General features: G+C 60.1%; 29 protein-coding genes and 1 pseudogene. 18 read left to right on the top strand and 12 right to left on the bottom strand.

All coding sequences use genetic code 11. The features are described 5' to 3' along the window. Positions 1 to 281 precede the first annotated feature (281 nt). The 15 genes from WG908_RS15705 to WG908_RS15635 all read left to right on the top strand — a co-directional run bounded on the left by WG908_RS15705 (position 282) and on the right by WG908_RS15635 (position 12,958). Complete coding sequence (locus WG908_RS15705; protein ID WP_340187449.1) at positions 282 to 533, top strand: TrbC/VirB2 family protein; 252 nt, start codon at positions 282 to 284, stop codon at positions 531 to 533. Further along, positions 533 to 844, top strand: coding sequence for a TrbC/VirB2 family protein (locus WG908_RS15700; RefSeq protein ID WP_340187448.1), 312 nt, complete (start codon positions 533 to 535; stop codon positions 842 to 844). Before WG908_RS15705 ends, WG908_RS15700 begins: the two co-directional genes overlap by 1 nt. Next, the gene (locus WG908_RS15695) at positions 845 to 1,111 is read left to right on the top strand and encodes a hypothetical protein (protein ID WP_340187447.1); all 267 of its coding nucleotides are present in this window, start codon (positions 845 to 847) and stop codon (positions 1,109 to 1,111) included. 64 nt (positions 1,112 to 1,175) lie between these two features. Continuing rightward, on the top strand, positions 1,176 to 1,481 hold the full coding sequence (locus WG908_RS15690) for a VirB3 family type IV secretion system protein (RefSeq protein WP_221232720.1): 306 nt from the start codon (positions 1,176 to 1,178) through the stop codon (positions 1,479 to 1,481). Continuing rightward, a complete protein-coding gene (locus WG908_RS15685; RefSeq protein WP_340187446.1) occupies positions 1,474 to 3,858 on the top strand; it encodes a VirB4 family type IV secretion/conjugal transfer ATPase in 2,385 nt (794 codons plus the stop codon). The genes WG908_RS15690 and WG908_RS15685 overlap by 8 nt, the downstream gene beginning before the upstream one ends. A gap of 1 nt (position 3,859) precedes the next feature. Further along, positions 3,860 to 4,573, top strand: coding sequence for a type IV secretion system protein (locus WG908_RS15680; RefSeq protein WP_340187445.1), 714 nt, complete (start codon positions 3,860 to 3,862; stop codon positions 4,571 to 4,573). A gap of 27 nt (positions 4,574 to 4,600) precedes the next feature. Then, positions 4,601 to 4,858, top strand: coding sequence for an EexN family lipoprotein (locus WG908_RS15675; protein ID WP_340187444.1), 258 nt, complete (start codon positions 4,601 to 4,603; stop codon positions 4,856 to 4,858). A gap of 7 nt (positions 4,859 to 4,865) precedes the next feature. After that, the gene (locus WG908_RS15670) at positions 4,866 to 5,909 is read left to right on the top strand and encodes a type IV secretion system protein (RefSeq protein WP_340187443.1); all 1,044 of its coding nucleotides are present in this window, start codon (positions 4,866 to 4,868) and stop codon (positions 5,907 to 5,909) included. A 409-nt stretch (positions 5,910 to 6,318) separates the two neighbouring features. Next, positions 6,319 to 7,008 carry a VirB8 family type IV secretion system protein gene (locus WG908_RS15665; protein WP_340187442.1) on the top strand — a complete coding sequence of 230 codons (690 nt, stop codon included), beginning with the start codon at positions 6,319 to 6,321 and terminating at the stop codon, positions 7,006 to 7,008. Continuing rightward, positions 7,005 to 7,874, top strand: a complete 870-nt coding sequence (virB9, locus tag WG908_RS15660) for a P-type conjugative transfer protein VirB9 (RefSeq protein WP_340187441.1) — start codon at positions 7,005 to 7,007, stop codon at positions 7,872 to 7,874. The genes WG908_RS15665 and virB9 overlap by 4 nt, the downstream gene beginning before the upstream one ends. Then, positions 7,871 to 9,199, top strand: a complete 1,329-nt coding sequence (virB10, locus tag WG908_RS15655; protein ID WP_340187440.1) for a type IV secretion system protein VirB10 — start codon at positions 7,871 to 7,873, stop codon at positions 9,197 to 9,199. The genes virB9 and virB10 overlap by 4 nt, the downstream gene beginning before the upstream one ends. Beyond that, complete coding sequence (gene virB11 / locus WG908_RS15650; RefSeq protein ID WP_340187439.1) at positions 9,199 to 10,194, top strand: P-type DNA transfer ATPase VirB11; 996 nt, start codon at positions 9,199 to 9,201, stop codon at positions 10,192 to 10,194. The genes virB10 and virB11 overlap by 1 nt, the downstream gene beginning before the upstream one ends. Positions 10,195 to 10,203: 9 nt before the next feature. Then, a complete protein-coding gene (locus WG908_RS15645) occupies positions 10,204 to 12,249 on the top strand; it encodes a type IV secretory system conjugative DNA transfer family protein (RefSeq protein WP_340187438.1) in 2,046 nt (681 codons plus the stop codon). Then, on the top strand, positions 12,249 to 12,638 hold the full coding sequence (locus tag WG908_RS15640; protein WP_340187437.1) for a hypothetical protein: 390 nt from the start codon (positions 12,249 to 12,251) through the stop codon (positions 12,636 to 12,638). Before WG908_RS15645 ends, WG908_RS15640 begins: the two co-directional genes overlap by 1 nt. A 26-nt stretch (positions 12,639 to 12,664) precedes the next feature. Beyond that, positions 12,665 to 12,958 carry a hypothetical protein gene (locus WG908_RS15635; RefSeq protein ID WP_340187436.1) on the top strand — a complete coding sequence of 98 codons (294 nt, stop codon included), beginning with the start codon at positions 12,665 to 12,667 and terminating at the stop codon, positions 12,956 to 12,958. A 4-nt stretch (positions 12,959 to 12,962) separates the two neighbouring features. Here WG908_RS15635 and WG908_RS15630 read toward each other — a convergent pair whose 3' ends face one another. The 3 genes and pseudogenes from WG908_RS15630 to WG908_RS15620 form a co-directional block, all read right to left on the bottom strand. Beyond that, the gene (locus WG908_RS15630; RefSeq protein ID WP_340187435.1) at positions 12,963 to 13,469 is read right to left on the bottom strand and encodes a hypothetical protein; all 507 of its coding nucleotides are present in this window, start codon (positions 13,467 to 13,469) and stop codon (positions 12,963 to 12,965) included. Between the two features lie 791 nt (positions 13,470 to 14,260). Then, positions 14,261 to 14,548 (bottom strand): annotated as a pseudogene (locus WG908_RS16590) (relaxase/mobilization nuclease domain-containing protein); the annotation flags it as partial. Positions 14,549 to 14,937: 389 nt separating this feature from the next. Next, entirely contained in the window at positions 14,938 to 15,525 is a 588-nt protein-coding gene (locus WG908_RS15620; protein ID WP_340187433.1) for a ribbon-helix-helix domain-containing protein, read from the bottom strand. Between the two features lie 629 nt (positions 15,526 to 16,154). On the opposite strand from WG908_RS15620, the gene WG908_RS15615 reads away from it, so the two are divergent. Continuing rightward, entirely contained in the window at positions 16,155 to 16,412 is a 258-nt protein-coding gene (locus WG908_RS15615; protein WP_340187432.1) for a hypothetical protein, read from the top strand. On the opposite strand, the gene WG908_RS15610 is transcribed toward WG908_RS15615, so the two are convergent. The 6 genes from WG908_RS15610 to WG908_RS15585 all read right to left on the bottom strand — a co-directional run bounded on the left by WG908_RS15610 (position 16,409) and on the right by WG908_RS15585 (position 20,124). Beyond that, positions 16,409 to 16,744, bottom strand: coding sequence for a hypothetical protein (locus tag WG908_RS15610; RefSeq protein ID WP_340187431.1), 336 nt, complete (start codon positions 16,742 to 16,744; stop codon positions 16,409 to 16,411). The two genes, WG908_RS15615 and WG908_RS15610, sit on opposite strands and share 4 nt — an antisense overlap. Before the next feature lie 198 nt (positions 16,745 to 16,942). Next, positions 16,943 to 17,299, bottom strand: a complete 357-nt coding sequence (locus tag WG908_RS15605) for a hypothetical protein (protein WP_340187430.1) — start codon at positions 17,297 to 17,299, stop codon at positions 16,943 to 16,945. 127 nt (positions 17,300 to 17,426) lie between these two features. Continuing rightward, positions 17,427 to 17,774 carry a hypothetical protein gene (locus WG908_RS15600; RefSeq protein ID WP_340187429.1) on the bottom strand — a complete coding sequence of 116 codons (348 nt, stop codon included), beginning with the start codon at positions 17,772 to 17,774 and terminating at the stop codon, positions 17,427 to 17,429. Then, on the bottom strand, positions 17,771 to 18,445 hold the full coding sequence (locus tag WG908_RS15595; RefSeq protein WP_340187428.1) for a nucleotide-binding protein: 675 nt from the start codon (positions 18,443 to 18,445) through the stop codon (positions 17,771 to 17,773). Before WG908_RS15595 ends, WG908_RS15600 begins: the two co-directional genes overlap by 4 nt. Before the next feature lie 449 nt (positions 18,446 to 18,894). Next, entirely contained in the window at positions 18,895 to 19,233 is a 339-nt protein-coding gene (locus tag WG908_RS15590; protein WP_340187427.1) for a single-stranded DNA-binding protein, read from the bottom strand. A 309-nt stretch (positions 19,234 to 19,542) separates the two neighbouring features. Beyond that, entirely contained in the window at positions 19,543 to 20,124 is a 582-nt protein-coding gene (locus WG908_RS15585; RefSeq protein WP_340187426.1) for a recombinase family protein, read from the bottom strand. A gap of 422 nt (positions 20,125 to 20,546) precedes the next feature. On the opposite strand from WG908_RS15585, the gene WG908_RS15580 reads away from it, so the two are divergent. After that, complete coding sequence (locus WG908_RS15580; protein ID WP_340187425.1) at positions 20,547 to 22,478, top strand: site-specific DNA-methyltransferase; 1,932 nt, start codon at positions 20,547 to 20,549, stop codon at positions 22,476 to 22,478. Further along, positions 22,471 to 24,834, top strand: a complete 2,364-nt coding sequence (locus tag WG908_RS15575) for a DEAD/DEAH box helicase family protein (protein WP_340187424.1) — start codon at positions 22,471 to 22,473, stop codon at positions 24,832 to 24,834. The genes WG908_RS15580 and WG908_RS15575 overlap by 8 nt, the downstream gene beginning before the upstream one ends. A gap of 57 nt (positions 24,835 to 24,891) precedes the next feature. On the opposite strand, the gene WG908_RS15570 is transcribed toward WG908_RS15575, so the two are convergent. The 3 genes from WG908_RS15570 to WG908_RS15560 all read right to left on the bottom strand — a co-directional run bounded on the left by WG908_RS15570 (position 24,892) and on the right by WG908_RS15560 (position 26,852). Then, positions 24,892 to 25,113: a hypothetical protein gene (locus tag WG908_RS15570; RefSeq protein ID WP_340187423.1), complete on the bottom strand. Its 222-nt coding sequence runs from the start codon at positions 25,111 to 25,113 to the stop codon at positions 24,892 to 24,894. A 299-nt stretch (positions 25,114 to 25,412) separates the two neighbouring features. Beyond that, the gene (locus tag WG908_RS15565; RefSeq protein WP_340187422.1) at positions 25,413 to 25,841 is read right to left on the bottom strand and encodes a hypothetical protein; all 429 of its coding nucleotides are present in this window, start codon (positions 25,839 to 25,841) and stop codon (positions 25,413 to 25,415) included. A gap of 111 nt (positions 25,842 to 25,952) precedes the next feature. Beyond that, the gene (locus WG908_RS15560; RefSeq protein WP_340187421.1) at positions 25,953 to 26,852 is read right to left on the bottom strand and encodes a zeta toxin family protein; all 900 of its coding nucleotides are present in this window, start codon (positions 26,850 to 26,852) and stop codon (positions 25,953 to 25,955) included. Between the last annotated feature and the right edge of the window lie 7 nt (positions 26,853 to 26,859).

Below are 26,859 nucleotides of genomic sequence, written 5' to 3'. Positions count from 1 at the left end.
GGCGATCGTAACCACTCGAACCACTGGCACATTGCATTCGCAAACGGCCAGGGCGCTCCCGTCGTGCCTCCAGAGGGAACGCCGTGGACGGTCGCCACCTTGGCGCCGGCTGACGATGTTGAGCGAGGCGACGCGTATCAGGCAACGGCCACGCTTGCGTCAGCGGAAATGGGAACGGGCGGCGTGGCAATGGCCGCACCGGCTCCTCCCTCCTGGGACGTTTTCGCGCAGGCGGCATGGCGCCAGCGCCAGTCGGTTCCAACAGCGACGGGCGGGCTCTGATGCGCGCGCTCAAACTAATCACGAAATTGTCGGTCGTGCTTTCGCTCGGCCTGGCAGTCACGCCCGCTCATGCGGACGTGGGGTCCATTGCGGATGCAGTTCTTGATGAACTGACGGCGTTGGTGGCCCCGGCAATAGGGCTCGGTGTTGTTTGGCTGGGCTTTCTCATCATGACGGGGCGAGGGACGCTAATCACGTTCCTTACCTTTGTCGTTGGAGCAGTAATCTTGCTAAGCGGAGGTTTTTTCTGATGAAACTCACTCGTTACGTAAAGGATCGTTGGACGCATAGCTTTGCGTTCGCCGGTGCCGCCCTGGCCCTGATCCCTGCCCCTGCATGGGCGCAGGCAGCCAACCAGACCGAAGTCGAGTCTATGGTCGACGCCATCTTGGGACTGCTGACCGGCCCGATCGCGAAGGGCCTTGCTGCCATCGCGCTCGTGATCGCCGGTTTCATGTTCTTCTTTGGCGCAGGCAACAAGGGCCTGCTCGGCTCGATCATCGTCGGATGCTTCATCGTCTTCGGCGCAGGTTGGGTCGTCGACACGATCTCCGGGACGTAAATGCGCCGGAGTCCCCCAATAATCGCCGCGCTGGTCGCAGCGGCATGGTCCGCGCCGGGGGCGACGCAAGTCGCCTCCGCCTCGGCAAAAGCCACTGAGATAACCGGGAAAATGGTGGCGGCGGGCGCGGCGTTCGGAACGCTTGCGCTCGTCATCATCGGCTATTTCTTCATGGCCGGGCACGGCGACAGGCAGACCTTGGCGCTGTGGGCTGCGGGTTTGGCCGTCGTGCTGTGCGCGGGGTCGATCACCGCATTGCTCACGTAGAAAGCCGCCCAGCGGCAAAGAGAGGTTTTGAGTGTCGGAACCAGAGTATCTTACCGAAGATCCGTTGTTCCTTGCGCTGACGCGCCCGACGCTCTGGTTCGGCGTGCCGGTAGAAGCGACGCTTGCGATCGGCATGGCCTCGGTGTTCGTCCTGATGGTCGTTGGCAACCCGATATGGGCGCTGGCGATCGGCGGCGGCTTGCTGGGCGCGGCCAGGCTCATCGTTCGCACTGACTACAACATGTTCAAAATCATCTTCCTGTTCGGGCGGACCAAGGCTCCGGCACCGAACAAGATGATTTGGGGCGGTTCCAGCTATTCCCCGCTTCCGGTGGCTGGCGTTAAGCGGAAAGGATTCAACCGTGTTTAACCGCAAGCCAGCTATCAAGCAGGAGCGCGATGCATCGCAATATCTGCCCTTTGCGCGCCATGTAAACGAGCATGTCGTTGCTTTGGACAACGGCGAGTATATGGCCGTTTTCGCACTTGAGGGCATGTCGTTCGAGACGGCCGATATTGCCACCATCAACGACTGGCACGAAAAGCTGAATACCGCTTGGCGCACGATCGCACATGAGCGCGTGGCGGTCATGGTGCATACGGTAAGGCGTATCGAGAGGGGTTATCCGGACGGTGAGTTCACCTCGGATTTCGCTCGTGATCTCGATGCGGCCTACAGGAGCCGCATTCTGGCAAAGCGGCTGTTCGTGAATGAGCTTTACCTAACAGTGATCTACCGGCCTGCGGTCGGTGTGGCTGACAAGGCGGCCTCGTCGGTGTTCTCGATATTCTCCAAATCGTCGGCCGCTGAGGCCGAAGACGACATTCTCGAAACCTTCAATGACATTCTGCGCGACGTGAAAAAGCTCATGGCGCGGGTCGGCCCCCGGATGCTCGGTATCTACGAGTTCAACGGGCTGCAGTTCAGTGAGCCGATGGAATTGATGCAGCGGATCATGACGGCCGACAAGCGCCGCGTCCCGCTGGTGCGCGGGCACCTCGGCCGCGCGATCTATTCGGATCGGGTCATTTTCGGACAAGAGCTGTTTGAAGTCAGGGAGCCGGGTGGCTCTCGCTTCGGTGGCGTCCTGGCAGTGCGCGAACATGCTGCGCGCACGTTTCCGGGCCAGCTCAATGCGCTGTTAGATTCCAAGTTCGAGTTCGTGCTTGGTCAGGGCTTCGCCTTCCTCGGCAAGCAAATGGGCATGGAAACGGCGCGGCGGAAGCGCGCGCAACTAAGCGCGACCGACGATGTGGCTTTCAGCCAGCAGGATCAGCTTAGCGAAGCGATGGACGATCTGCAGTCGAACCGCTTCGTCCTGGGCGAACATCACCTAGCGCTGTCGGTCTTTGGCGAGACGCCGAAGATCCTTGCGGAAAATATGAGTGTCGCGCGCGCGGCGCTCTCGGAAAGCGGCATCGTCGCCGCCCGTGAAGATCTCGCGCTAGAAGCGGCCTACTGGTCGATGCTGCCGGGCAACTTCGCATGGCGGACGCGGCCTGCGGCCCTCACCTCGCGCAATTTCGGCGCGCTGGCGCCGATCCACACGTATCCAGTGGGTCAGGCGGAGGGCAACCATTGGGGCAAGGCGGTCGCGCTGCTCAAGACGACGGCCAATTCTCCCTACTACTTCAATTTCCACTATGGCGATGTGGGTCATACGCTGATCCTCGGCCCTTCTGGCGGCGGTAAAACGGTCATCCAGAATTTCTTTCTTTCACAGGCTGAAAAGCTGGGCGCGCGCATGGCCTTCATCGACAAGGACCGCGGTGCGGAAATCTTTGTTCGGGCTGCGGGCGGCACGTATCTCGCTTTGCGCAACGGCCAGCCATCGGGCTTTGCGCCGTTGAAGGCGCTGGACGATAACCCGAGAAACCGGGACTTCCTGAAGTCGTGGCTCCGACAGCTCGTCGCTCCCGAAAGCGGCGAGCTGTCGCCGCAAGAGCTGTATCAGGTGAGCCAGGCGCTTGAAGCCGTGTTCCGCTTGCCCAAGGCATTGCGGTCCCTTGCGGCTGTCCGCTCGCAACTCGATCAGACGAGCGAAACGGGCGTGGGAGCGCGCTTGGATCGGTGGACGAGGACCGGCGAGTTTGGGTGGGTCTTCGATAACGAGGACGACACGCTGCGCCTCGATGCCCGCTTGATGGGGTTCGACATGACGGATTTCCTCGAGAACGATGCGATCCGCCCGCCGCTCATGTCCTACCTGTTCCACCGGCTCGATGACATCGTGGACGGAGGGCCGGTCATCATCGACATTGACGAGTTCTGGAAAGCGTTGGGCGATCCCGCGTTCCGCCAGTTCGCGCGGGACGGCTTGAAAACCTACCGTAAGCGCAATGCGATCATGATGTTCGGAACGCAGTCGCCGGCAGACGCGCTTCGCTCGGACATTGCCGAGACGATCATTGAGCAGTGCCCCACGAAAATCCTTCTGCCAAACCCCAATGCGCAGGCGCGCGATTACATTGATGGGTTGAACCTTACTGAAGCCGAGTTCCGGCTTATCAAGGTCGATCTGTCGCCGGAAAGTCGGCGTTTCCTCATCAAACAGGGCCATGATTCCGTGGTGGTCGAATTGGACCTCAACGGCATGGACGACGAATTGGCGGTCCTTTCGGGCCGGCAAGGAACTGTCGCGTTGCTCGACAAGCTGCGCGCAGAGTTCGGGGATGATCCCGAAAATTGGCTGCCCGAGTTCAAGCGCCAATGGCGCTCGGCGGGGCGTAGGGAATGGAGTAACTGATATGAGAAAGCAGATTATCAGGGCGGCGCTCCTTGCGGCCGCGACCTTCGGGATGGCGGGGAGCGCGAACGCGCAAATGGCGGTGGTCGACGTTAAGTCGATCGCGCAAGCATTGCAGACGGCCAAGAACACTCTGAACCAGTTGAATGAGGCCAAAAAGCTCTACACCACCATGAACAGCCTGTCGGAAATCTCGAATGTGGCGCAATCGCTGCAATCGCAGATTCTGCAGACGGCTTTGCCGGACGGCATTCAGGATTCAATCAACCTGATCTCCGGCAACCTTCAAGACCTGGGCGCGATCGGCAATCGGGCGCAGTCGATCATGGATGTGAGCGATTTTTCGCTCGATGGCATCGCCGGTGGCTTCGGCAACCCCCAGGACATTCTGACCGGCGCGGCAACACGCGGCGCGCGCGATCAGGCCTATAGCGAATATATGCTGGAAGCCACGGCGGCCACTGGCGACGGCCTCAAGCAACTGAGCGATGGTCTCGCGACCTCCACCACAGCGCGCCAGTCTCAGGACATTGCAGCGCGCGCGGTCATCGAAAATGCTCAGGTGAATAACCGCCTTCTCCAGTTGCAGGCGGCACAGGAAGCGGCGCGCGCCACTGCCGCGCTGCGGTCCTCGTCGGACTTCGCGGCGTCGCAGCGCCGCACGCAACAGAACATCGAGGACGGATCGCTCTGGCCGACTTGGAGCGGCCAGTAAGGAGGGCAGGCAATGCGGAAGTGTCTCATGATGATGATGTGTGCGGCGCTTCCGCTTGCCGGCTGCGGTGAGGAAGCCAAGTCCGTCGAATACTACAAGAAGCATTTGACCGAGGCGCGCGAGAAGGCCGCTCGCTGCCAGAGCAACGGTGACGCGGGCAGCAACTGCGGGAATGCCGCTGTCGCGATCCAGCAGACCGCTCGCGAGCAGTTCGAGCGCGACCGGGACAGGACAGAGAAGAACCTGAAATCCGGTTCGATCTGGCCGACCTGGAACGGGAAGTAGGTGATCCATGCTCGATGCAATCTACACCATGCTAGAAGGCCAAATTACCGGGACGCTTGCTGGTAAGTATGCCGCTGTCGTGGGCCTCGTTTCCGCGCCGCTACAAACGGCCATGGCGATCAATCTGGTAATCGTGGGCTTCGCCGTCATGCGCGGCGTGTCGAATGAACCGTTCGGCAATTACCTCGGCACTTGGCTGAAATGCTATCTCGTCATTCTGGCGGCAACATCGTCCATCGCGGCAGACATTGCCGCATCGGCACAGGCCGCTCCCGATCAGCTCGCTTCTGCCCTTGGCGGCGGCGCTCTGTCGGCATCCTTCGACGCCTTCGTAAAGAATGCCGTCGAGCCTGCGCTAACCATCCATAATTCGATGGAGCCTTGGGTAGAGGCCAGCAGCTTTTTCCCTGTCACGATCCCCAACCTTGCCACGGGTCTGATGGTCATCCTCATCATGCTGCTCGCGTACATCATCGCGGCGATCGCTATGACGATCGTGCTGTTCATCAAGTTCGGCCTATTCGTCACGATCGCGACGATGCCGATATTCGTCGGCGCGCTCATCTTTCCGGCCTCGTCCGGCCTGTTCTTTAGCTGGCTCGGTGCGGTTTTGAACTATGCGATTCAAACGGCGGCGGTGGCGATCGCGCTCCTGTTCGTCGTCGCGCTGGTCAACAGCATACCCAATTCTGTCGGTGCCGGCGACGGCGGGGATACGTGGACGGCCCTGGCCGCGATGATGCTGCAACTCGTGGCGGTCCTCGTCGGCGGCTTCATCATCATGCAAGCGCAGTCGATCGGTTCGTTCGCCGGTGGCGGCGGATCTTCGGGCGCGGGCTTCCTGTCCGCGATCTACCCGGCGACCCTGCAACGCAGAATCATGAACTCGTCGCTAGGCGCCCCTCGCCGGGCAGCGGGCGCGATCGGCAATGCTGCCGGTCGAAGCCTCGATCGTCAGACGGCGGCGCGCGCCAGCTTCATCGCACAAGCTCAAGCATCTTCCGGTCGAACCTCGATGCCCGGTGCATCGTCCAGACCGGGCAATCGATAGGAGGAAAACTCATGATGAAGTGTCATCACGGCGCGCCGTCCCCGCGCCGATGGGGAAGGATTCTCTTCGTTGGAGTGGCAAGCTGCGCTCTAGCAGCCTGTGCCACCACTTCGGAGGGTGGGAATCCTCCCAAGCATTGCAGTCGCGGAAGCGCGCGGAATGCCAATCCATACGGCTCGATCTTCTCGCAAGCCGACGTGAGCGCAGCGCCAGCGCCGCGCGAGGGCGGCGGTGCTGAGGTGATGGTCTTTGGCAAGGATGCGGAACCGGCACCAGAAGCCGTGCCCGTCCCCGATCTGACGGCTCCCCCGCCAGCGCCGCGCAATGGCACGCCTGCGCCGGTTGGTCGGCCGCTCTCTATGGGGCGTGATCCGATCTCCCCGCAAACCGCGTTTAGGAGCTGCTGACCATGAGCCTCGGAGTCAAAAAGAAGAGCGACCTCGACAAGTATTTCTCGGATGCAAAAGGCTGGGATTTTGATCGGGTGAGCGAGGCCAACAAGCAAAAACGGTTGGCCTATATCGTCGGCGCCAGCGGCGTTGCCTTCGGGCTCGCCATGCTGGGGTGGCATGTCGCCATGCCGCTGCGGTCAGTGGAACCGTATGTGATCCGCGTCGATCGCCAGACAGGCGGAATCGATGTGGTGACGCGGCTTACCAACACCCGCAACATCACGGCCGACGAGGCGGTGAACAAGTTCTTCCTCTCGGAATATGTTCGCAACCGCGAGGGCTGGGCCGAAGTCTCGGCGCGTGAGACGCAGGCGCGCGTCTATGCGCTCTCGATCCCGCAAGAGCAGGAAAAGTTCGCCGGCCAGCGGCGGGCGACCAATCCGAACAGCCCGATAGTCAATTATCAGAACGGCGAGGTAATCTCGGCGGCTGTCAGGGGCATTACCTTCATCAATGATCGCGTGGCGCAAGTGCGCTTCACCAAGTCCGTGATGAGGCCTGGCAACGCGCCCGACGAGCTGAGCCATTGGGTCGCCACCATCAATTTCAAATACGTGGACAAGCCGACGACTGAAGCGGGGCGGCTGAACAATCCGCTTGGTTTTCAGGTCATCAGCTACCGCGCAGACCCGGAGATTGCGTCATGATCGGGGTTCGCAGGATTCTTGTGGGCGGCGCCCTCGCCGCCATCGTGGCCGGAAGTCCGGTGTTCGCGGAGGAAATCCCGCGCGCTGGCAATCAGGACAGCCGCATTCGCTACATCAACTATGATGCGGATGAGGTTGTGCGGGTCAACGGCGTGTTCCGCGCGGCGTCCCAAATCGTATTCGGCGCAGGCGAGACGATTTCGAGCGTCGCTCTGGGCGACACGGTGAGTTGGGAAGTCGCGCCGGCTGAGAACATTCTGTTCATCAAGCCGCGCGAGCGCGCGCCAGCCACCAATCTGATTGTCGTCACGCGCCGGGGCGGCACGGTCCGCACCTACACATTTGCGCTCTCGGCGCGCAGCGGTGCAATCGCACCGGGGACGGACGCTCAATTCGTGGTGCGCTTCCGCTACCCGGCAGAGGAAGCGGCGGCGGCGCAGCAAGCGAAGGTGCAGCAGATCCAGTTGCAAATGCTCATGGTCGAAGCGGGCGGCGTCAAAGTGGCATTGGAGGCCGCTGCGGTCCAGGGCAGGCGCAATCTTGCCTATCAGATTGCCGGTTCGTCCGATCTCGCGCCTTCGGAGATCTCCGACAACGGCCAGTTCACCATCATGCGGTTTCCTCGAAACCAGCAGCTTCCGGCGATCTTCACCGTCTTGCCGGACGGTTCGGAAGCGGTCGTTCCCTATGATGTTCGCGGCGAATTTCTCGTGGTGCATCAGGTCGCACGCGAATTCCGCCTGCGACGCGGCAAGTCGCTGAGCTGCATCTGGAACGATGCCTATGACCGCTACGGACCTGACAATTCATCTGGGACCGCCTCGCCAGAGGTTGAGCGCAGCGTGGAGGGGAGCCAGTCGAAATGAGCGATATTCAAAACAGCGCCGATGATGGCGACGACAAGAAGAGCCTGAACTTCGGTGAAGCGAAAAGTCGGCTCACCTACGATGATAGCGAAGTTTCCGACGACGCTCTCAAGGATGCCAACAGCACAACCCCCGACTTCGATCGCAAGGCATTCAATCCCCGCGGTCGCCTGCAGTCGATGGGAAAAGGCGCAATGGGCGCCGCTGCGGTGGGCGCGGCGTTCGTCGGCTTCATGGTCTATTCCATGGCGACGCAATCCGAGAAGGCCAACAAAACGCCCTCGGATAGTACGTTCCGCCTTGATGACGACGCGTCGGCCGAGAAGTCGGCCCGGGAAGCCGCTGCGGTCGTGGTGCGCAGCGATAAGGCTGCGAAGCAAGTCGGTGTGGACCCCTTTGGCAATCCGATCATGGACGGCGAGGACCTGTCGGCGGGCGGCGTAACCGTTCCCGCGCCGGGGCAAGGGCAAGCCGCCGCCGATCCCACAGCGGAACGGCTTGAGAAGATGCGCCAGGAGCGCATGGCAGCCATCGCGAAGGAACAGGCGCGACAAGATGCTATGCGGCGCGCGCCGATTATGGCGGTGAGTGCTGGCGCTGGGCCGCTGGGAGCCGTGACCGGCAACAATGGGCCGTTCAGCAACCTTCGGGTTGGCGGCAATGGTGAGGAAAGCGGCGAAAACGGGCCTAGCGCAAAAGAGCCGAACAATCTCGCGCGCCAGTTGAACGGCATGGACATTGAGCGGGTCAATGCTGGGCGGCTGTCCAATCGCAATTTCCTCATCACAGCAGGGATGCAGATTCCGTGCGTGTTGCAAACCGCGATGGATTCCACTCAGCCGGGCCTGGCGAGCTGCCTCGTCCCGCAAGACATATGGTCGATGAATGGCAGTGTGATCCTGATGGAAAAGGGAACGCGCGTGCTGGGCGAGTATCAGGGCGGGTTTTCTAGAGGCCAGAACCGGATTTTCGTTCTGTGGAATCGAGCCATCACACCATCAGGCGTTTCTGTCAGCCTCGGTTCGCCTGCGGCCGATCAACTCGGCCGCGCGGGCATGGGCGGCAAGGTCGATACCTTCTTCTGGCAAAGATTCGGCGCTGCCTTGCTGCTGTCGATCGTTGGCGATGCCGGCGATGCGATCAGCAATGAAGTCTCGGGGGCCGATCAGGTCTTCAATACGCCGAACCAGGCTGCAGGTATCGCAGTGCAGGATGCCGCACGGATCAGACCGCGTCTTCGCGCCGCGCAAGGCAAGGAAATGACGATCATGGTCGCTCGCGACGTGGATTTCAGCAAGGTCTATTCACTGAGGCTGCGCCGCTGATGTTCGATCAGGCAATCTTGGTCCACCATCTGCAGCCGCTTCGCGCTCTGCTCGATGCCGACGCCGTTACCGAAGTCGTCATCAACAAGCCTTTTGAGATTGGCGTGGAAGGGCGCAGCGGTTGGGAGTGGGTGAACGACGAAAAGCTGTCGATCGAGTGGCTCGAAACGCTGGCAACATCGATGGCGAACTATACAAAGCAAAAGGTCGGGCAGACAACGCCAATCTGCTCGACAAGCCTTCCCACGGGTGAGCGTGTGCAGATTGTCGCGCCCCCGGCCTGCGACCTGGGCTTATATTCCATCACGATCCGTAAGCCTTCGACCAAGACGTTCGGACTGGACGAGCTGCACGCGGGCGGCTTGTTCGCTGAAACCAAGATCGCGCGCGGACGCAGCTCGGCCGCCGACGCGGAATTGGTTGCCCTCAAGACAAAGGGGGACTGGCCTGGGTTTCTGGAATTGGCGGTAAAGTCGCGCAAGAATATCATGATCTCCGGCGCGACGGGATCGGGCAAGACGACGTTATCGAAGGCGCTGATTAAGCTCATTCCAGATGAAGAGCGGTTGCTGACGATCGAGGACACGCGCGAGCTGATCGTTCCCCATCGCAACGCGGTGCATCTGCTCTACTCCAAGGACGGCCAGGGACAGGCGCAGGTTGGGGCAAAGCATCTGCTGGAAGCGGCATTGCGAATGCGGCCTGATCGTATCTTGTTGCAGGAGCTGCGCGACGGGACGGCCTTTTTCTATCTTCGGAACGTGAACAGCGGCCACCCTGGATCGATCACGACAGTTCACGCGGACTCGGCCGCGCTGGCGTTTCAGCAATTGTCGTTGCTGGTAAAAGAATCGGAAGGAGGTCGCGACCTATCGCGAGCGGACATTCTCGACCTTCTGCACATGCTGGTCGACGTCGTTGTCCAATGCAAGAAGGTCGACGGCAAGTTCCGCGTCACTGAAATCCATTTCGAGCCGGAATTAGCCGGCATGTAGGGAGCGGACATGAACCGGCGTAATATAGCTATCTACGGTGTGTTTGCGCTCATCGTGATCTTCGTCCTCGGCGGCCTGGTGGCAATCATCGGCATGGGGCAATTCCGGACTGACCTGAATATAGCCAGGATGCCGGAATATTTCTGGTTCTACCGCGACAATCCATTTGTGATGGGCTGGCTCTTGAAGGGCGTCGGCGGTGTCGCGGCGGTCGGCGCGATCGGCGCCGCCTTTATCTACATCAACAAGCGTCAGACGCTCCATGGAGCGGCGCGCTGGGCCAATCGAAACGAGGCCAAAAGTGCGGGCCTGCTCGACGGTGAAGGCCTGCTGCTTGGAACGCGCAGAAAGGGCCTGTTCGGTACAGAGTTTGTCCAGTTCAGCGGCACAGAGCATGTCTTGCTAGAAGCGCCGACACGCGCCGGTAAGGGCGTCGGCGTCGTCATTCCAAATCTGCTGGCGTGGTCGGATTCAGTCGTCGTCCTCGACGTAAAGCAGGAGAATTGGGAGAAATCGGCGGGTTGGCGCAAGAGCTTGGGTCATCAAGTGCTGATGTTCGATCCGCTCGATCCTCAAGGCCGCACGGCGCGCTATAATCCGTTCGCCCATATCAGGCGCACCGACCCGGTGGAGGTCATTGACGAGCTGCAGAAGATTGCCGCGATGCTTTGGCCGCCGCCAGCGAACGGTGAAAGCTTCTGGATGGACAGCGCTCGCACCGCGTTCATCGGCGTCGCGGCCTATATCGCGGCAACTCCCGCCCTTCCCTTCACCATGGGCGAGGTTTATCGCAACTTCAGCGCCGGCGATGCGAAAGAGCGTTTCCCGAAGATCATCAAGGACAGGCAGGCGGCGGGCGATCCCTTGTCGGAGGCCTGCATATCAGCGCTGAATGACTGGATCTCCAGCTCGGCCAACACGTTCACCGGCATTCGCCAGTCCGTGTCGGCCAAAATCAATCTTTGGATCAATCCCTATGTCGACGCGGCCACGTCGGAATCGGATTTCGACCTACGCGAGTTCCGATCGCGCCCGATCTCGCTCTACCTCGGCGTTTCCCCCGACAACATCGAACGCGTTTCGGACATTTACAATCTGCTGTTCCAACAGCTCATCGACCTGAATGTGCGCGAGCTGCCGGACGAAAAGGCCGGCAAGCATCCGCTCAAGCTGCTGTTGCTGCTCGATGAGTTCGCGCGCCTCGGCCGCGCCAGCGTGATCGCCTCGGGGTTCAGCTACGTCGCCGGCTACGGCATTCGTTTGCTGCCGGTCATTCAGGCGCGGGCGCAGTTGCGCGACGTGTACGGCCCTGACGTGACGAGCGAGATTGTCCAGAACTGCGGCGTCGAGCTGGTTTTCACGCCCAAGCATGTCGATGTGGCGAAGGAGCTATCCGAGCGCCTCGGCAACTACACCTATGAGGCGAAATCCCGCTCCAAGCGGGTTTGGGATGCCTTTGAGGGATCGGTGTCCACCTCGGATCAGCGTCGCCCTCTGATGCTGCCGCAAGAGCTGCTTCTGCTCTCGCAGGACGACGTGATCGTGCTGCGCGCCGGCATCCCCCCGTTGAAGGGCGGGAAAATCCGCTACTATAAGGATAAGTGGATGGCGAAGGCGTCGAGCGTTGCCCCGCCCTCTATCAAGCCGCGGCCGCTCGATCCCTCGATCGCAAGGCGTTCGCTGGCACTCATAGAGAACATCGAGTCCCCTGAAATGTCCGATGCGGAGGCGGAAAGCGGCGTCGATTTTGCGCGTTTGGTGGGCTTCCCCTTCGATGAGCTGCCCGCCGATGGAGATCCGCATAAGGCGGCGGCGTTCTTCGCTGCGCTAGGCTTGTCGGCCGACTTCGCCGGCATCGACTTTGACGAACTGGCGGCTCGGGAAGGGTCGCCTTCTGAGGCGGCCGCGAATGCCGCTGCGAGCGCGCACAGCGCGATTGAGGACGTGGACGGGGCGGAAGCCGCTGCAAGCCCGGAAAACGCATCTACGGCCCATGAGGACGACAACAGCGGAGACAGCGAGGCTTTGGCCTTTTTGAAAGGAGCTAAGGGATAATGGCTGACGACAGAACCGAGCAGGCTGCGGGCAGCAAGCCTAGCGAGCGATCAAACGGAACGCGCGATCTTGCCCGTCAGGATCGCGACCGCCAGGTTGCGGCCGATTTCAGGCAGATGACGCAGGCGGAGCGTTTACAGGATAAGAGCACAAACCCCGGCGCCAAACAGGTCGCCGCCATGGAAGCGGCGATCGACAAGAAATATGGGCACGCAACCCCGGAGGCGGCCCGCATGAAGGTTGCGGCTCGAGAAGCGGTTGCACAGACCCTAGAGCGCGGTGGCGAAGTGCGAGCGCCGCGAGTGCGCGAGGTCGAGCAGCGCCGGGATGAGACGCGCGACCAGAATCGCGCAGCGGCAGAAAAAACGGCACGGGATCTAGATCGATGATGAAAGGTGTTTGCGGATCAGCCCTCATGGTGCTGATGCTGCTGGCAGGGTGCGGCGGCCAGGCCGGCGAGGAATATGTCGGCAAGTGGATCAGCACAAAGAACGAGAAACGATCGCTGACGATCGAACGAAACGGCGAGAGCTTTCTGATCCGCGAGACAGCGCCGAGCATGACGGGCAAAATCCGCACCAAAAACCTACCGGCCACTTTGCATGACGGCCTTCTGCAAGCCCCTACCGGATTCGGCTATGTGTCCGTCGCGATCGACAAGGCCACGGGCAATCTGACGGCCAGCGGGGACGAATACAGGCGGGAATGATCGCCTAGCGATCTGTCTCACGAGAGGGCGCCCCGGGAACGGAGCGCCCTTTTTCTATGGCTTCAAGGTCGCCGTACTTATCACGCGCGATACGCTCGATCTGCCTGTTGCGGATGCGCTCGATCATCGACAGGTGCGTTTGACGCTCAAGGTCACGGAAGCCCGCTGCGAGCCTTGCAGGCTCAACCTGGTCCAGTTGCGCAAGATGGTCGGCCATCGCTGCCTTGCCCGTGATCGGGGGGCCATCCAGCGGATAATTTTCTAGGAACGAGGCGAAGGCGCGATCTTCCAGCACGTCGACGGGAAGCGGTGTGTCGGTTCCGGAGGCGAGATAGGTCATGCCCACGGCGACGCCGATCGCCGCCAAGCTCTTGGCCTGGGCGGCCTGCTCGGCCGCCTGCTGGTCCAGCTTGGCGGCAAGCGATTGCTGATTTTCCATCACGGCCTGCACGCCCTCGGCCAACGTCCCGATCTGGTCGAGCAACGCGCTCAATAGTTCCTCGTCGCTCACCGCGTCGGCCCTTCCCTATCAGGGTCACGACTGCGATCCTGGGAGCGATCCCGATCCTTGTTCTGCACGCGATCCTTGATGGTCTGATCCAATTTCCGCTGCATGGCTTGTAGCCGCTCTGTGGCACCGGCCAGGGTCCGATCGGGTGCAAGATCGGGCGGCGCGTTGCTGTTGGTCAGCTCGGCCGACTTCGCGCGAATGCGATCAAAGACGGTCGGTTCGCCCTCCCCTGCCCCGGCCTTCTTGTCGCCGGCATTCAACTCGGCCGAAACAGATTTGATCTTTCCGGTTGCGCGTTCGATCCGGTCCAGCGCCGCCGCCCGATGCTCGGCGTCCCGCTGCTGGACGCGAGCCTTCAGCCGCTCAAGCTCGCGATCCGGAGCATATTCCTTCGGTAGCGCATTGCCCGTTCTCAGACGCTCGATGATCTCCGCTCGCGCGCTCGCCGGCGCCGGCATGGCATCCACAAAAGAGCGAAGCGCCTTAGCCCGGTCGGCCTCGGCCGCGCCGCCATGAGCCTCCAATTCGGAAGCCGCCCGCGTATAGATTTCGCGCACGGCAGCATGGTTCGCGACTGTCTTGCTCCGCTCTCTCTCGCGCTCGCCAAGCCGCTCCCCGGCATCGGGCGATTGCCCGGCGATGACAGCTACCCGCCCCTTGTCCGCGTCGGGCTCCGCGCCGCGCTCGCGCATCTTGAGAACAGGCGTTGGATCTTGCTTGGGCGGGTAGCCGCGCGCGATCCGCATCGTAGCGTCCGCCTCAACGCCACGATCCCGAAGGTTCTCCGCGAAGCGCTCGCGGCACTGCTGAAGGAACTCCCGGTTGGGGTTGAACCGCCGTCCATCATTGTCGCGGCCAGCGATGATGAGATGAACATGGGGGTGCGCTTCGTCCGTATGCAGCGCCATCACCCAGCGGCGGTTCGAGAGGTCAGTTTCAGCGAAATCGCGGACGGCCTCGCGCACCTTCTCGGGGTCAGTCCCGGGGGGCATCGAGAACACCATTGCGATGGCTGTTGCACCATTCCTGCGAGCCTCGTCAGCCGTTTCCCACTGCTGCCATTCGCGCGCCAGGAGCATCATATCGTGCGCGCTCATCAGCTCCTTGCCCTCACTCGTCTCGATACCGATAGGCTCCTGATCGGACATGCCGATGCGACCGGCGTAGGTGAAGGCGCCAACGGTGCTGGCCGCACCGTGAATGCGGCTCGTGATCTTCACGACGACTTGAGGCGCACGCTTCGTTGTGCGCCCAAGCTGCTCGATCGCACGCGCGCTGCGCTCGCCTCGGGCCTCCGACCCATGCCGGCCAACGCCGGAGCTGGGGCGAAGCGGAACCTGCATCATGGTGCCAAGATCACGGGCCAAGGCACGGTTGCCGCGATGGTCGACCTTGCCCCGCCCTGCCCCGCGCGCACCTTGAACGCGCTCCAAATCCTCTAGGGTCTGATCGGAGAACTCGAACCCATTCACGACGCGATCTCGCTGGTTGTGGAGGCGGCCCTGTCCCTGCCCGTCCAGTAGTCGACCTCACCCGAGACGATCGCGGTAAGAGTGGAGTTTGCCTCCCTGATCGTTTCGGAAAGCCGGCCTTCCATGGCGATGACATGAGGCGCAACCTGCTCGATCAGCAGCGGGCTTTCCGGACGGTTGGCAGCGTTCATCGCTTTCACTGCCTGATTGAGCGAATAGCCGATGGCGCGAACCTGGGCGACGATCTTCATGATGGAGCGATAGCTGCTCGGCACAAGGCGCAGCTCGCCCGCGCGTGTCCAGAGTTGCCACCGGAGCGTCCGCTTGACCCACTGCGATCGGGTCATCCCTGCCTTGGCGGCGACCATATCGATCGCGTCCATTTCGTCGGCAGGAAGTCGAAGGGCGAGCGTCTTTGATGCCCCTCCACTCGTGGGCAGATCGCGGACCTCATCAGGCCGACGACCGAGCGCATCCTTGATGGCGCGCGCGATCCAAGCACTGCGGGTCATGCCTGCTGCCTTCGCCAGCACGTCCACTAGATCCGTAACGTCGTCCTCAAGGCGCAGCGTAATTCTCGACATTCCAGCCCCGTGCAGCGGTGCCCAAAGGATTGCATTGCGTCAGACAATGCGATCAGTCGGGCTATCCTGCGAACTTCATCTTCTCGTTATCCCCTACCACTCGTCTTCAATCCCCTCAAGCAAAACCAAATTACGTGGACGGGAGGGAAGGCATTGCCGGACCGCCCCGTACTGCCACCAAGGCAGACCAGCGTCAGCCTGATCCGAACACGGAGAAATGAGCGGCTTCACCGCGCGTCATTTGGATTTGGGTTTTCACCATCCAACGCGTCTCAAGCCGTCTGGACAATCCGGCCGACAGGAATAGAACAGTCCGGCTTTGTCTTAAAACGAGGGCGGACGCTATGCACATCCTGGCCGTGGTTTTCTCGCTCGTGGCGATCTACTGCGCGTGGCTCAATAGCCGAGACAGGGCTATAATCCGCGCCGCCACAGATGAGGCGAGCAAGGCGCGGCTCTTGAATATCACGTATTAGCACATGCGGGCTTTGATCCTCTCGCTCCTCGGCTTGGCTGTCGCTCTCGCGTCGCTGATCCTCAGCTAAAGGGAGGTGCGGTGTCCGAGCAGACGAGCCTCGCAAGACGCCGCCTCCGTCGATCTCACTCACTCCATGGAAGGAATCAAACTCATGGCTAAGTCCCCTGCCCTCGAAAGCATCAAGCAAGAGCGTATCAAGGCTGAGGCGGCCCTAGCGGCGATCGTGCAGCGCGAGAAGGAGGCGGAGGAAGCCCTGCGCGATGCGGGGCGTCCCGTCCTTCTGTCAGCACTGGAGCGGGTCAAGATTCCCGACATGGATCGCGCCGAAGCTCGCACGATCGCGGCGGCCATTGCCAAGCATGGCGCCGCCAAAGTGGTAGTTGCTATCGGAGGATTGTCCGGAGACTAGAAGCGGCTTTCCCGGTCGCGGCGGTGATACTCGCTGGCAAGGCGGGCCTGCTCGGCGGCATAGTCATAGCCTCCTGCTGGCGCTCCGCTATCCAGCTCGCCGCGACCGCCGAACACGTTACCGATGAGGGCCAGGACGCCGTAAAGCGCGATACCCATGACAGCGGCAAGGAGGGGCTGCGCGTCCCCGGCGTTCCAAGTCCCGAGAAGGCACAGGCCCGCGAAGGCGATCGACATGGGGCCTCGAAAGCGAACGGCCAGGATCAACACGACGATGCCGGCGACGATGATGAAGCCGGTCGGAATGGCGGCAATGATGGTCGATGCGGTCATGTTCTTCTCCGTCAGCCTGCGCCCTCACCACAGACGGGCGCCGTGGTGACGAGGAAGGATCAGCGAGCCGATAGACGCTGGCGCGCCTGACGGTCATGATCCTATCGGCCATTGGCTGCAACAGCACTAAGCCGTAATCGCCTGAGTGTGGGTCCACCGGAGAAGCGCGGCCAGCACATCGTACTGGCCGCTTTCGCCTCAGTGAAGCCGATGCGGCAACAGCCTCCCCTCGCTATCCTCGATCCCGATCAAGCCAAGCACGTCGGTCAAAAGGATCTCGGCCAGGTTGGGATAGAGTTGGCCCAGGTTCACCAGATTGTCGGCCGCCCTGATCTTTTGCCCGATCTGCACCACACGGGTCGCGGGCGTCCCGATAAGGGCGACGGCTGCGAATGCGTGCGCGTCTGCCGCGGCCTGGTCAATGTCCTCGCCAGTTGCAGCGGCACGCGCGACCTCGGCGTGAAACCGCGACGCCGCAGCCCGGTATTCACCGAGCGCATCTGCCCAAGCTGCATCGCTCGCCGGGACCGGATTCGATAGGGTGCTGTCAGTCATGATTCGCAAACTCCATTTTGCGGTTGTGATTAGGGCGGGGTCGTTGGTTCCAGCCAACGGCCTCGCCCGCCTTGTCAAAGGTCCGCCCTCCCCTCCCCGTCTTCGCTAATTATCGTTAGCACCTGCATTAACTCGCAGCCGCTCGATGCGCGTCGACAAGCTCTTCGATTACCTGCGCCAGGGGAATGTCACGCGAGTTCGCCACCTCGTAGATATATTCCATCGTCGCCGGCGCGAGCTTCACAGAGAACGGCATGGACCGCCCTGCCCCGCGTTTACGGCGCGGAGGTTCGCTCGTTTGGTTGGCCCTCAAGCGGTCCACCTCGCTTGCCGGCATTGGTACATTGTCGAACCCGTGCCGCTGCGCCGTCTCCTTGGCGCTGTCGTGGCCCGTAGAGGCGTCAGGCTCCACGCTACGCACCGATGCCAAGGGCAAGCTGAGATTGCGCCTCTGCGGCTTCTGTGGCTCGTTCATGCGGCTTTCTCCTGATCGGCTAGAATCGCGTCGGCAACGGCATTTGCCAGCGCCGTCCCTTCCGCCCTCGCCTTGTCGGTGCCAGGCACCTCATCGCGGGGAAGCTGGTCGAGGGTGGTGCAATAGGAAAACAGGCTCTTGTACGCGGTGCGCTCCACGAGCTGACCGATGACCGGCACGCCGGCCTCAGCCAATTGTCCGGCCAACGCGGCAAACTCGCGCGACTGGAAGCCCGTCGAAACGCGAGTCCATAGCAACCCATGCGGAACGCTGCGCCCGTGCTTGCTTGGCGTATCCAAAACGACGCGAACCGTCGCTATGGCATCCTCCACATCGGCGGCCGACGGGTTGGCCGGGATGATGACGAAATTGGCGTGGGCGATGGCGAGCGGAACGACCATGTTCGCGCTTCCCTCCACGTCGACGATTACGATCTGCGCTTCGCTCTCGGCCGCGCGGATTGTCGAAACGATCGTGTCGGCCTTCGCGCTGACAACGCCAATCTGTGGTCCGGTCTGCCCCGCTTCACCCCATCGCATGACGCGCTGGCGAGGGTCCGCGTCTATGATCCGGACTGAATATCCCTGCTCGGCATACGCGCCGGCCAGGGCGATCGCCGTTGTGGACTTGCCGCAACCTCCTTTCGGGGATGCCAAGGCGATAACTGCCATTTGCTTTCCTTTGCATGTCTCAACCGCCCTTTAGCTGCATTGGGCAGCAAAGGCATTCCTCGAACATACTTGAACAGGAAAGCCATGCAAAGCCCTTTCATGCACAGGACTGCATTATGCAGGTTTGTAAAAGCTATGGCATTCTTTTACATGTAATTTGCAGGCATGTAAATTACATGTAAATCACTAGGAAAGGCGAGCCTCGGCAGCGAAGTCACCCTTGATTTCCTCGCGAACCGAACGAACGGCTTTGTCCAAGTCGCCGGCGAACGCGGCACCTAGCCTGCCCTCACTTTCGGCCAGACATATCGCCCGATCGACTAGGGCAACTGCGGCCTCGATCCGCGCCGGTCGTCCAGTTCCCTTCACATGATCCGGCACAAGCGCCTCCTAAATTCCCGATTACCCATGGAAGGGAAGGGCGGCGCGCTGCGCCGCCCGCCTTGGCTTCAATCTTCGTCGCGATCGTCGTCAGCAGGGCGGCCATTCTTGGCGATCACTGCCATGCGGTCAACGATCAGGTCGACGCTGTAAACCGTTTGGCCGTCGCGATCATAGCGGGACTGGCGGACGCGGCCAGTGATGTGCACCAGGTCGCCCTTAGCCATCTTGGCGGCGCGGTCGATGTTCTTGCCGAAGCAGGTGACGCGGTTCCAGTGGGTGTCATCCTCCCAATCATTGCCAACCTTGCGGCCGTAGTTCGCTGCAACGTCCAGTGTTGCCACCTTTTCCTTGATCTCCGTGCTGCCGATGCGGCCGATGATGCGAAATTCAGCGATGTTTTGCATGTCCATTCCTTCGTGCTGTCGTTGCTGACGCACTTTGGAGGGGCGGCCCCCTTGACGCGGGCAAGCTGAAAAACGGAGGGTCCGCTTGCGGAAACCGTAGGCACGAAGCGGCGGTTTTCTGCTTGAGGCCGAAGGCCGACCCCGCATGAGGCAAGGGGAGACGCCCAGGTGCGTCAATCAGCAGCGACGGCGCGAGGGGACATGCTTGCTCGCGCTCTCATCACAGGCCAGGCCCGCGAATAGGGAAGGTGGCAATCCTGTGTGTTGCGCTCGAAGGAAAGGGCAGGGCAGGGGAGGGGAGGCACCCAATCAAGCTTCAACGGGCACGGCCGCCTTCTCGGCGCTCAGCCGCTTGTAGATGGCTTGGCGGGTGACGTTCAGCAGCTCGGCAACCGCCACCACGCTCATCTTGTGCGGCTCCGCCAGCAGCGACTTAGCCTGCCTCCATTGATCGTCGGTGATCGACACAGGACGGCCTAGCTTCTTGCCGGCACGGCGCGCTGATTGAAGTCCGGCGTTGGTGCGCTCGCGGATCACGTCTCGCTCAAATTGTGCGAACGCCCCAACCATATGGAAGAACAATCGGCCTGCCGGTGTCACCGTCTCGATCTGTTCAGTGAGGGAGCTGAAGCCCACTCCTAGGCTTCCCAACATCTCCAGTTCGATGATTAGGCTAGGGAGAGAGCGGCCGAGGCGATCGAGACGCCAAACCATAATCTCATCGCCAGCGCGAGCGTGGCGGAGCATGTCTCCATATGCCGGCTTGAACACGGTCGAGCCGCTGACCCCCTTGTCCTCAAAAATCCGCTCCGCGCCAGCAGCGCGAAGGGCATCGATCTGCAGGGCCAAGTTTTGCTCGCCGGTGCTGACACGGGCATATCCGAGTTTCATACGCCGTTCTCCATTTGTACCGAATTGACAATAGAGAGAGGCGAAGAACTGTCAACTTAATGCAGAGAGATTTTTATTTGGTTGTCACGTTGAAAATCGGCCTATTTGCTGCACTGCACAAACGCGGCGTTTCCTCGCTTTATCAGCAAGCGGGGAAGCCCCCGGTTGTCTGTCAACAAAACCACCGTTTTGTTGTCAGGCGAAAAGTACACATACCTGTGTCGGATATGCCATGCTAGATATTTCCGACACGGGAGAGCTAGGTGGACGTTGCCACAATGTTCGCTTATGTCGTGGCGCATTAGCTGAGCGGGCAACAGGCTGGTGGGGGGGGAAGCGAAAAGCGCAGGTCCTCTTTGATCCGATCTGGCATGCTATGCGACAGCCGATGCCAAATACGAATCTAGGACCTGCGCTTTTTCATGAATTACGATGAATTGCCCCGCTCTGCACTGATCCGCTTGCTCCAAGAGCATGATGAGGCGCTTCAACAAGCGGGCAAAGACGGCATTGTGATGAACTACTCGGGGCGGACAGCCCCCTGGCAGATAACGCGCCTTGTTAAACCCAAACTTAGCAGCATTTCCAAAAAGCTCTCCTGTGGGAACGAGGAAGCTCAGTGCGAAAACGAAATCTGGGACGGGGAGAACCTATCCACGATGGTCAGTCTCTACCGCCATCGCGGCAAGGTTGACCTAGTGCTGACTGATCCACCGTATAACACCGGATCAGATTTCAGATATAACGACAAATGGGACAAAGACCCAAACGATCCCGATCTCGGTGATTTGGTAGCCGAAGATGATGGATCTCGCCACAGTAAGTGGCTCAAATTCATGACGCCTCGCATCTGGATGATGAAGGAGATGCTACGCGCAGGCGGGGTCATGGCCATCTGCATCGACAATCGAGAAATCTACCGGCTCGGCATGCTGATGGATGAGATTTTTGGGGAGGACAACCGCCTAGGAATCATCAATTGGCAGAAGACTGCAGCGTCTCGGTCAGATAAATCACACGTGTCAACTTCAACCGAGTATGTCTTGGTCTATGCCAAGGATCTCGCGAAAGCCCGAACACTTACGACCGCCAGAACCGAACAGGACAATAAGCGTTACAGCAATATCGATGACGACTCTCAGGGGCTTTGGCGCGAAGGCAATCTGACGGCCAGCAGCCCATCGCCAAAGGACGAGTACGGCATACAATCGCCGTTTACGGGCGAGGTCCATTACCCTGCGGGCAATGGGGCTTGGCGTCATCCGAAGCGGAACATCAAAGGTTGGTTGCAGGAATGGGGCGCGACCTACGAGGAACGCGACTTGGGCGACGGTCGCGCTCCCGCGCTCATGGTGAAGGGAGCGGCCCCAAACAAAGTGCCCGCCGTCGTGGCAAAGAAGGCCGCAGCGAGACTGGCGAAACCTGAATGGCCTTTTGTTTGGTTTGGACGTGACGGCCAGGGCCGACCACGGGTTAAAACGTACCTAGAGGCCATCAAGCGTGGCAAAGTGCCAGTCACCTATTGGGCAGAGGAAGAGACTGGCTACCCCGTCAACCTCGAAGCTACCTCTTGGGGCTATAAAGAGTCTGGACGAACGAACGACGGTGTTAGCGAGCTTACCGCGATCGTCGGACCAAATCACGGCTTTACTACGGTGAAGCCGCTCAAGCTGATCTCTAAAATCATCCAGCTCTGGTGTCCTGATGGAGGCCTTATCCTAGATCCGTTCGCTGGCTCCGGAACAACAGGCCATGCCGTGCTCAATCTAAATCACGAAACCGGCGCGACGCGCCGGTTTATCCTGATTGAACAAGGCAACAGTGAAAAGAAGGACCACTACGCGAAGACGCTCACTGCCGAACGTATCCGGCGGGTCGTGTCAGGTGATTGGGCGTCAGGCTCACAGCCGGGCATGGGAGGGGGATTCCGCTTCATACAGCTGAAGCGTGAGAAGATCGATGCCGATGCAGTAAATGCTCTAGCGCGGGAAGAGATGATCGATCTCCTGCTGAATAGCTATTGGGATAAGGCGGAAAAGGCTCGCTCCTATCTCCACCGCTGCACTATCGGTCAGCACAGATACCTTTTTGCCACCAACCCAAAACGCGAAGGCTTCTTTCTCATATGGGATAGCCCCGACACGCCATCGGTGCTGAACCGCGAAGCACTCAAAGCGATCGTAGCAGAAGCTGCTGCGGCAAGCCTAGCCGAGCGATATCACATCTACGCTTCTGTTGCGCCATACACGGGGGCAGGGGTCGAGTTTTACAAAATACCAGATCGAGTTTTGGAGCATATCGGCTTCAACGCTCGTGCTGACGCTTACTCGAATGCGACCGACGAAGATGATTGATCTCAAGGTATTTCAAACCGCTGCCGCTAAATCGATCACAGACCGATTTGCCTTCTACTCCAATCATCCCGACCGCCCGCGGAAGGGCAATCAACCGCGACCGTTCTTCCAAGCGCTTTCCGCTCTTACCGGCGCGGGAAAAACGCCGATTTTGGCCGACGCGGTTACTCGTCTGCGCGCGCATCTACACGCTGAGCCCATCGTCCTCTGGATGTCCAAAGCCCGATCCGTGGTAGGGCAAACGCTCACAAATTTCACGGAAGGGGGCAAATATAGCCATCTAGTCGACGGGTTCCGGGTAGTTCCGATCGGGAACATAACACCCGCCCTAATCAACGACCCGAACACGCCGCTGCTTATAACAACCACGACCGGCTTGTTTAACAACAAAGAACAGGCTGAAGGCAATCTTCATATCTACAAGCGTGATAAAGACACGTTTGGCGATGAAAGCCCGTGGGAGCGGTTGATTTCACGCCCTGGCGGCGAGGGACGACGGCCGCTTATCATCGTTTATGATGAAGGTCATAATCTGTCCGAGCAGCAGGCCGAAATTCTCTCGGAACTCCAACCTGATGCTTATTTGTTGGCAAGCGCTACTCTCCGCCTGCCCGCAAACTTCACTAAGTCGGTGGTCAACCCTATCAAGCTGTGGGTTGAAGAATCCGAACAGAACGATGAATTCAATAAATTGCATGCCACCACAGAGCAGGGCGATATCGAACCCGAGCTTTTCATTACGACGATAGTCGACAGTGAGAAGGTGGTGAAAGCCCAGCTCGTCAAGCTCGCGCTGCAGTTTGACGGCACAACCGCGGCCATGGATCGCTCGATAGATGAGCTATTCGAGCGTCTGAATCTGATAGAAAATGCGGTCGAACAAGCAAAGCTACAGATTCGCCCGAAAGCTATTTACGTTTGCAAAACTAATATCGCTGATGACGGATCAAGAGATGATCCCTCTTTGCCATTCGTAAAGCGGGAAGCCCCCCCTATCAGAATCTGGCGTTATCTTGTCGAACAGCAGGGTGTTTCACCCGAAAAAATTGCTATTTATGCCAATCTAGCTTTCGATCCGGGCACGAAACCCGATAACGTCAATCTCTTCTCAAAGGGTGAGAACGACTTCGACCAATTTACCGCTGGTGATTATCAGCACATCATATTCAATCTAGGCCTACAAGAGGGGTGGGATGATCCCGCTTGCTACCTCGCCTATATCGACAAAAGCATGGGTTCTACGATCCAAGTCGAACAAATTATGGGGCGTGTTCTCCGTCAGTTCGACGCCACACATTATGATGACCCCGTTCTAAATACGGCGCACTTCTTCGTGCGGGTCGACCGAGAGAGCGTTTTCACTGACACAATTGAGAAGGTGAAAGCCAAGCTCAAGGCTGAAGGTGCCCCCCTTTCTATAACGGGAAATTTCGGTGGGGCTGGACCTGGCTCCGAGGATCAAGAGCCACGAGATCTAGAAGGCATAGCACTCCACCATATCTTCGTTGACTCCGAAGCGGCTCGCGCACGCATTGCAGACCTTATTGAGGACTTTCCCGCTTTTGCCGAAGGCGATGCAAACACTGTGGCCGGAGCCAAAGGTGCCTCCACGGTTATCGATGTGATCGGCGCTGGCGCTCCTCAGTCGGTGCAATGGCAGGACGGGGGGACTACTAACCCCGTTCGGTTGCGTTGGCTGGTGAGCACTGCAATGAAATCGCGCTCGGCCAGGGTACTTGCGGTATCGGATCTCCACGATTCTAAATTCGACGTGCGAGTGCAGGCACAAAGCAAAGCGGACAAGCTCTCAGAGAAGCTGTCAGTCGAAGCGACAGAAGCCTTCTACTCCCTTTCAGAGTTGGTTTATGAAAGCGGCATGCCGTTTACTTTCGGGACGATGCGAGTAGGCAAGAAGGGCACAGCGTTCTCTAACTCTCTCTATCCGCGCTATACAGGTCTTAATAAGTTCGAGCTGCCATTTGCTACTGCCCTTGATGATGCTGGCTTGCCTTGGCATCGCAATCCGTCCGCAGGAGGTTTTCACATTCCACTTCTTTCTGCAGGTGACACGGCAAACTTCTATCCGGATTTCATCGTTTGGAAGAAAGGCATGGTCTATTGCCTAGATACGAAGGGAAGCCATCTTTTAACAGATGCGGTCGCGCGCAAACTATTCGATATTCAAGAGGATAACAAAACGAAGTTACTTACCCGCTTTATTAGCGAGGGTAAGCAAACTGAGTTGAAGGGAAAACCTATGCCCGGCGGCTTTACTGTCTGGAAGATGAAAAGCGGCACGCCTACACCAGTCCATGTTGATACGATCAACGCGGCAGTGAAGGAATGCCTTCGCTAACCGGCTATGTTAGGGGCGGTCTGCAAAAAAAGGGAGGCTGGAGCCTCCCTTATTGCTTCACTGGAAGAGTTTGACGAAAGCCGGTGCGAGGCCAATGACGGCCAGGACGAACCCGACAGAGCCGATTACCCAGGTCTGCGCGGTGAGCTTACTCTCAAGCCCTTTGTTCGCCTCCTGAACCTTCACTGCGATGTACTCCTCGATAGCCTCAACCACTTCTGCTGCGGCATCGTCAGACAGATTAGCCGCTTTCAATGCTCTAAACAATTTGATGTGCATCCGGTTCTCCTTCTCGTTGGTGACGGGAGAAACAGGGCATGGGCTCCGGCGATGGCTGTCAGGGACCGCGAAGCGGCCGCGCCAGCGGGCGGCGGGGGAACCGATTTGCGCAGCAAATTGGGGGGACCGTGATCCTTGAAAGCCGGCGCGCACCCATGCCAAAATGCCACGACACACAGAGAGAAGAGACTGCGAGGGAGGGGGTTCGATGCCCCCTCCCTCGCTCCGCATAGATCGCAACCGGGTTTGCTTCGCCCAACGGGCGAAAAAGGGGCGGGCAAAGCCCGCCCCATCCGGTGTCAGCCGGATTGATGGCGCTTGGCCTTTGCTTCCATGATGACGGTCACAACCTGGGGATCATAGAAGCGGTCGCCGCGCTCGATATTTCGGATGCCAGGACCGTCCAGCACATCCTTGATCCGATCCTCGACAACCTGGGCAAGCTCGGCCGCTTGCGCGTCGACTTCGGCTTGGGTCAGGTCGAGCAGATTCGGCCACATGCTATCCGCCGCGAAGTGGTCTTTGTCGTTCAGCGCCTGATTGAGCGCATCGATCGCCGCATTTCCAAGCGCACGCTCGAACGCGAGCTGGGCGAAGAGACGATGAGACATAACAACCTCCTTGTTGCCGTGATTGGCAAGGCCAAGGGGGAGAGCCGGCGCGGGGCGGGTCAGGGACCGCGCAGCGGCCGCGTTAGCGGGCAGTGGGGGAGCCGATTTGCGCAGCAAATTGGGGGAACCGCTGATCCTTGAAGCGATCCGGGCCGGCTCTCATGATAGGAAGACACTGACGGGGGGACTTAACAAACCAACGCCCGCCCATAGGGCGGCCCGCAAACTCTACCGCTCGCGATCGTCGTCACGACGGGGAGGGGAAGGGGACCTATCCTTGCTCTGCGCCAGGTCGGCATTGCGCTGTGGATCTCGGGCCGGGATGACGCCGTGCTTTTGCAGGATCGGGGTCAGCCGCTCGATTTCGCGCTGCTTATATTGGGCCTCCTGCGGCGACAGTGGCCGGTTGCGCTCGCGCTCAACCAGCTCACGGGCGCGCGGCTCACCCGCACGCGCTGGCCCGGTGAGGTCGAAGCTATGAATTGCCTCGCCCCCGCGCCGGTAGATCGTGAGCTTGTCGGCAAGACGCCCATCTTGAATCCGGTCCAGAGTATCGAGCATCCCGCGCAGCGCGTTATTGTGGGCCTCGGTCGTGGTCATCCGCCCGATGCCCCGGCTTTCCTTTTGGGCCGCATATCGCTGCAACACACCAAGGCTCGACATTTCGGGACTGACAGCCAGGGCGCGCGCATCAGTGCGGAACCCGGCATCCCTGAATTGCTGCAAGGTCGCTGCAACCGTCTCAGGGTTGCGCATCGTGCCTTCCACCAGAACATTGACCCGCCGCTGCGCGGCCTCCGCAATGGCCTTCTCGACCAATCGGCCAGAATCGCGGTCGGTATAGAAGGCCGCGGTTTTGTCGTCGGCGCGCTGCAAGCTCTTATAGTGAGGCAAATAGGCGCGAAGATCGTCACCGATGATCTTCACCACTCCCCCGCTGCCCGCAAATTCGCGGGTAGCGTGGTTCTGCATGGGGGTTTTGCCGGAACCCGGTTGCCCTCCTAGAACGATCGCGGTGGGCTGCTCGATGCTCTCCGCGCCTCGGAAAAGACGCGGCGAGACGCGGGTTTCATAGATTTTCTGTAAGGCGTCGGGTGACAGGCTATGCCGTTCGGGGTCGCGGTCCATGCTGCCT

Source organism: Sphingobium anseongense, from assembly GCF_037725245.1.
In the GTDB taxonomy this organism is placed as follows: domain Bacteria; phylum Pseudomonadota; class Alphaproteobacteria; order Sphingomonadales; family Sphingomonadaceae; genus Sphingobium.
The sequence above is the reverse complement of the archived record's forward strand: the minus strand, read 5'-3'. Positions and strand labels throughout refer to the sequence as shown.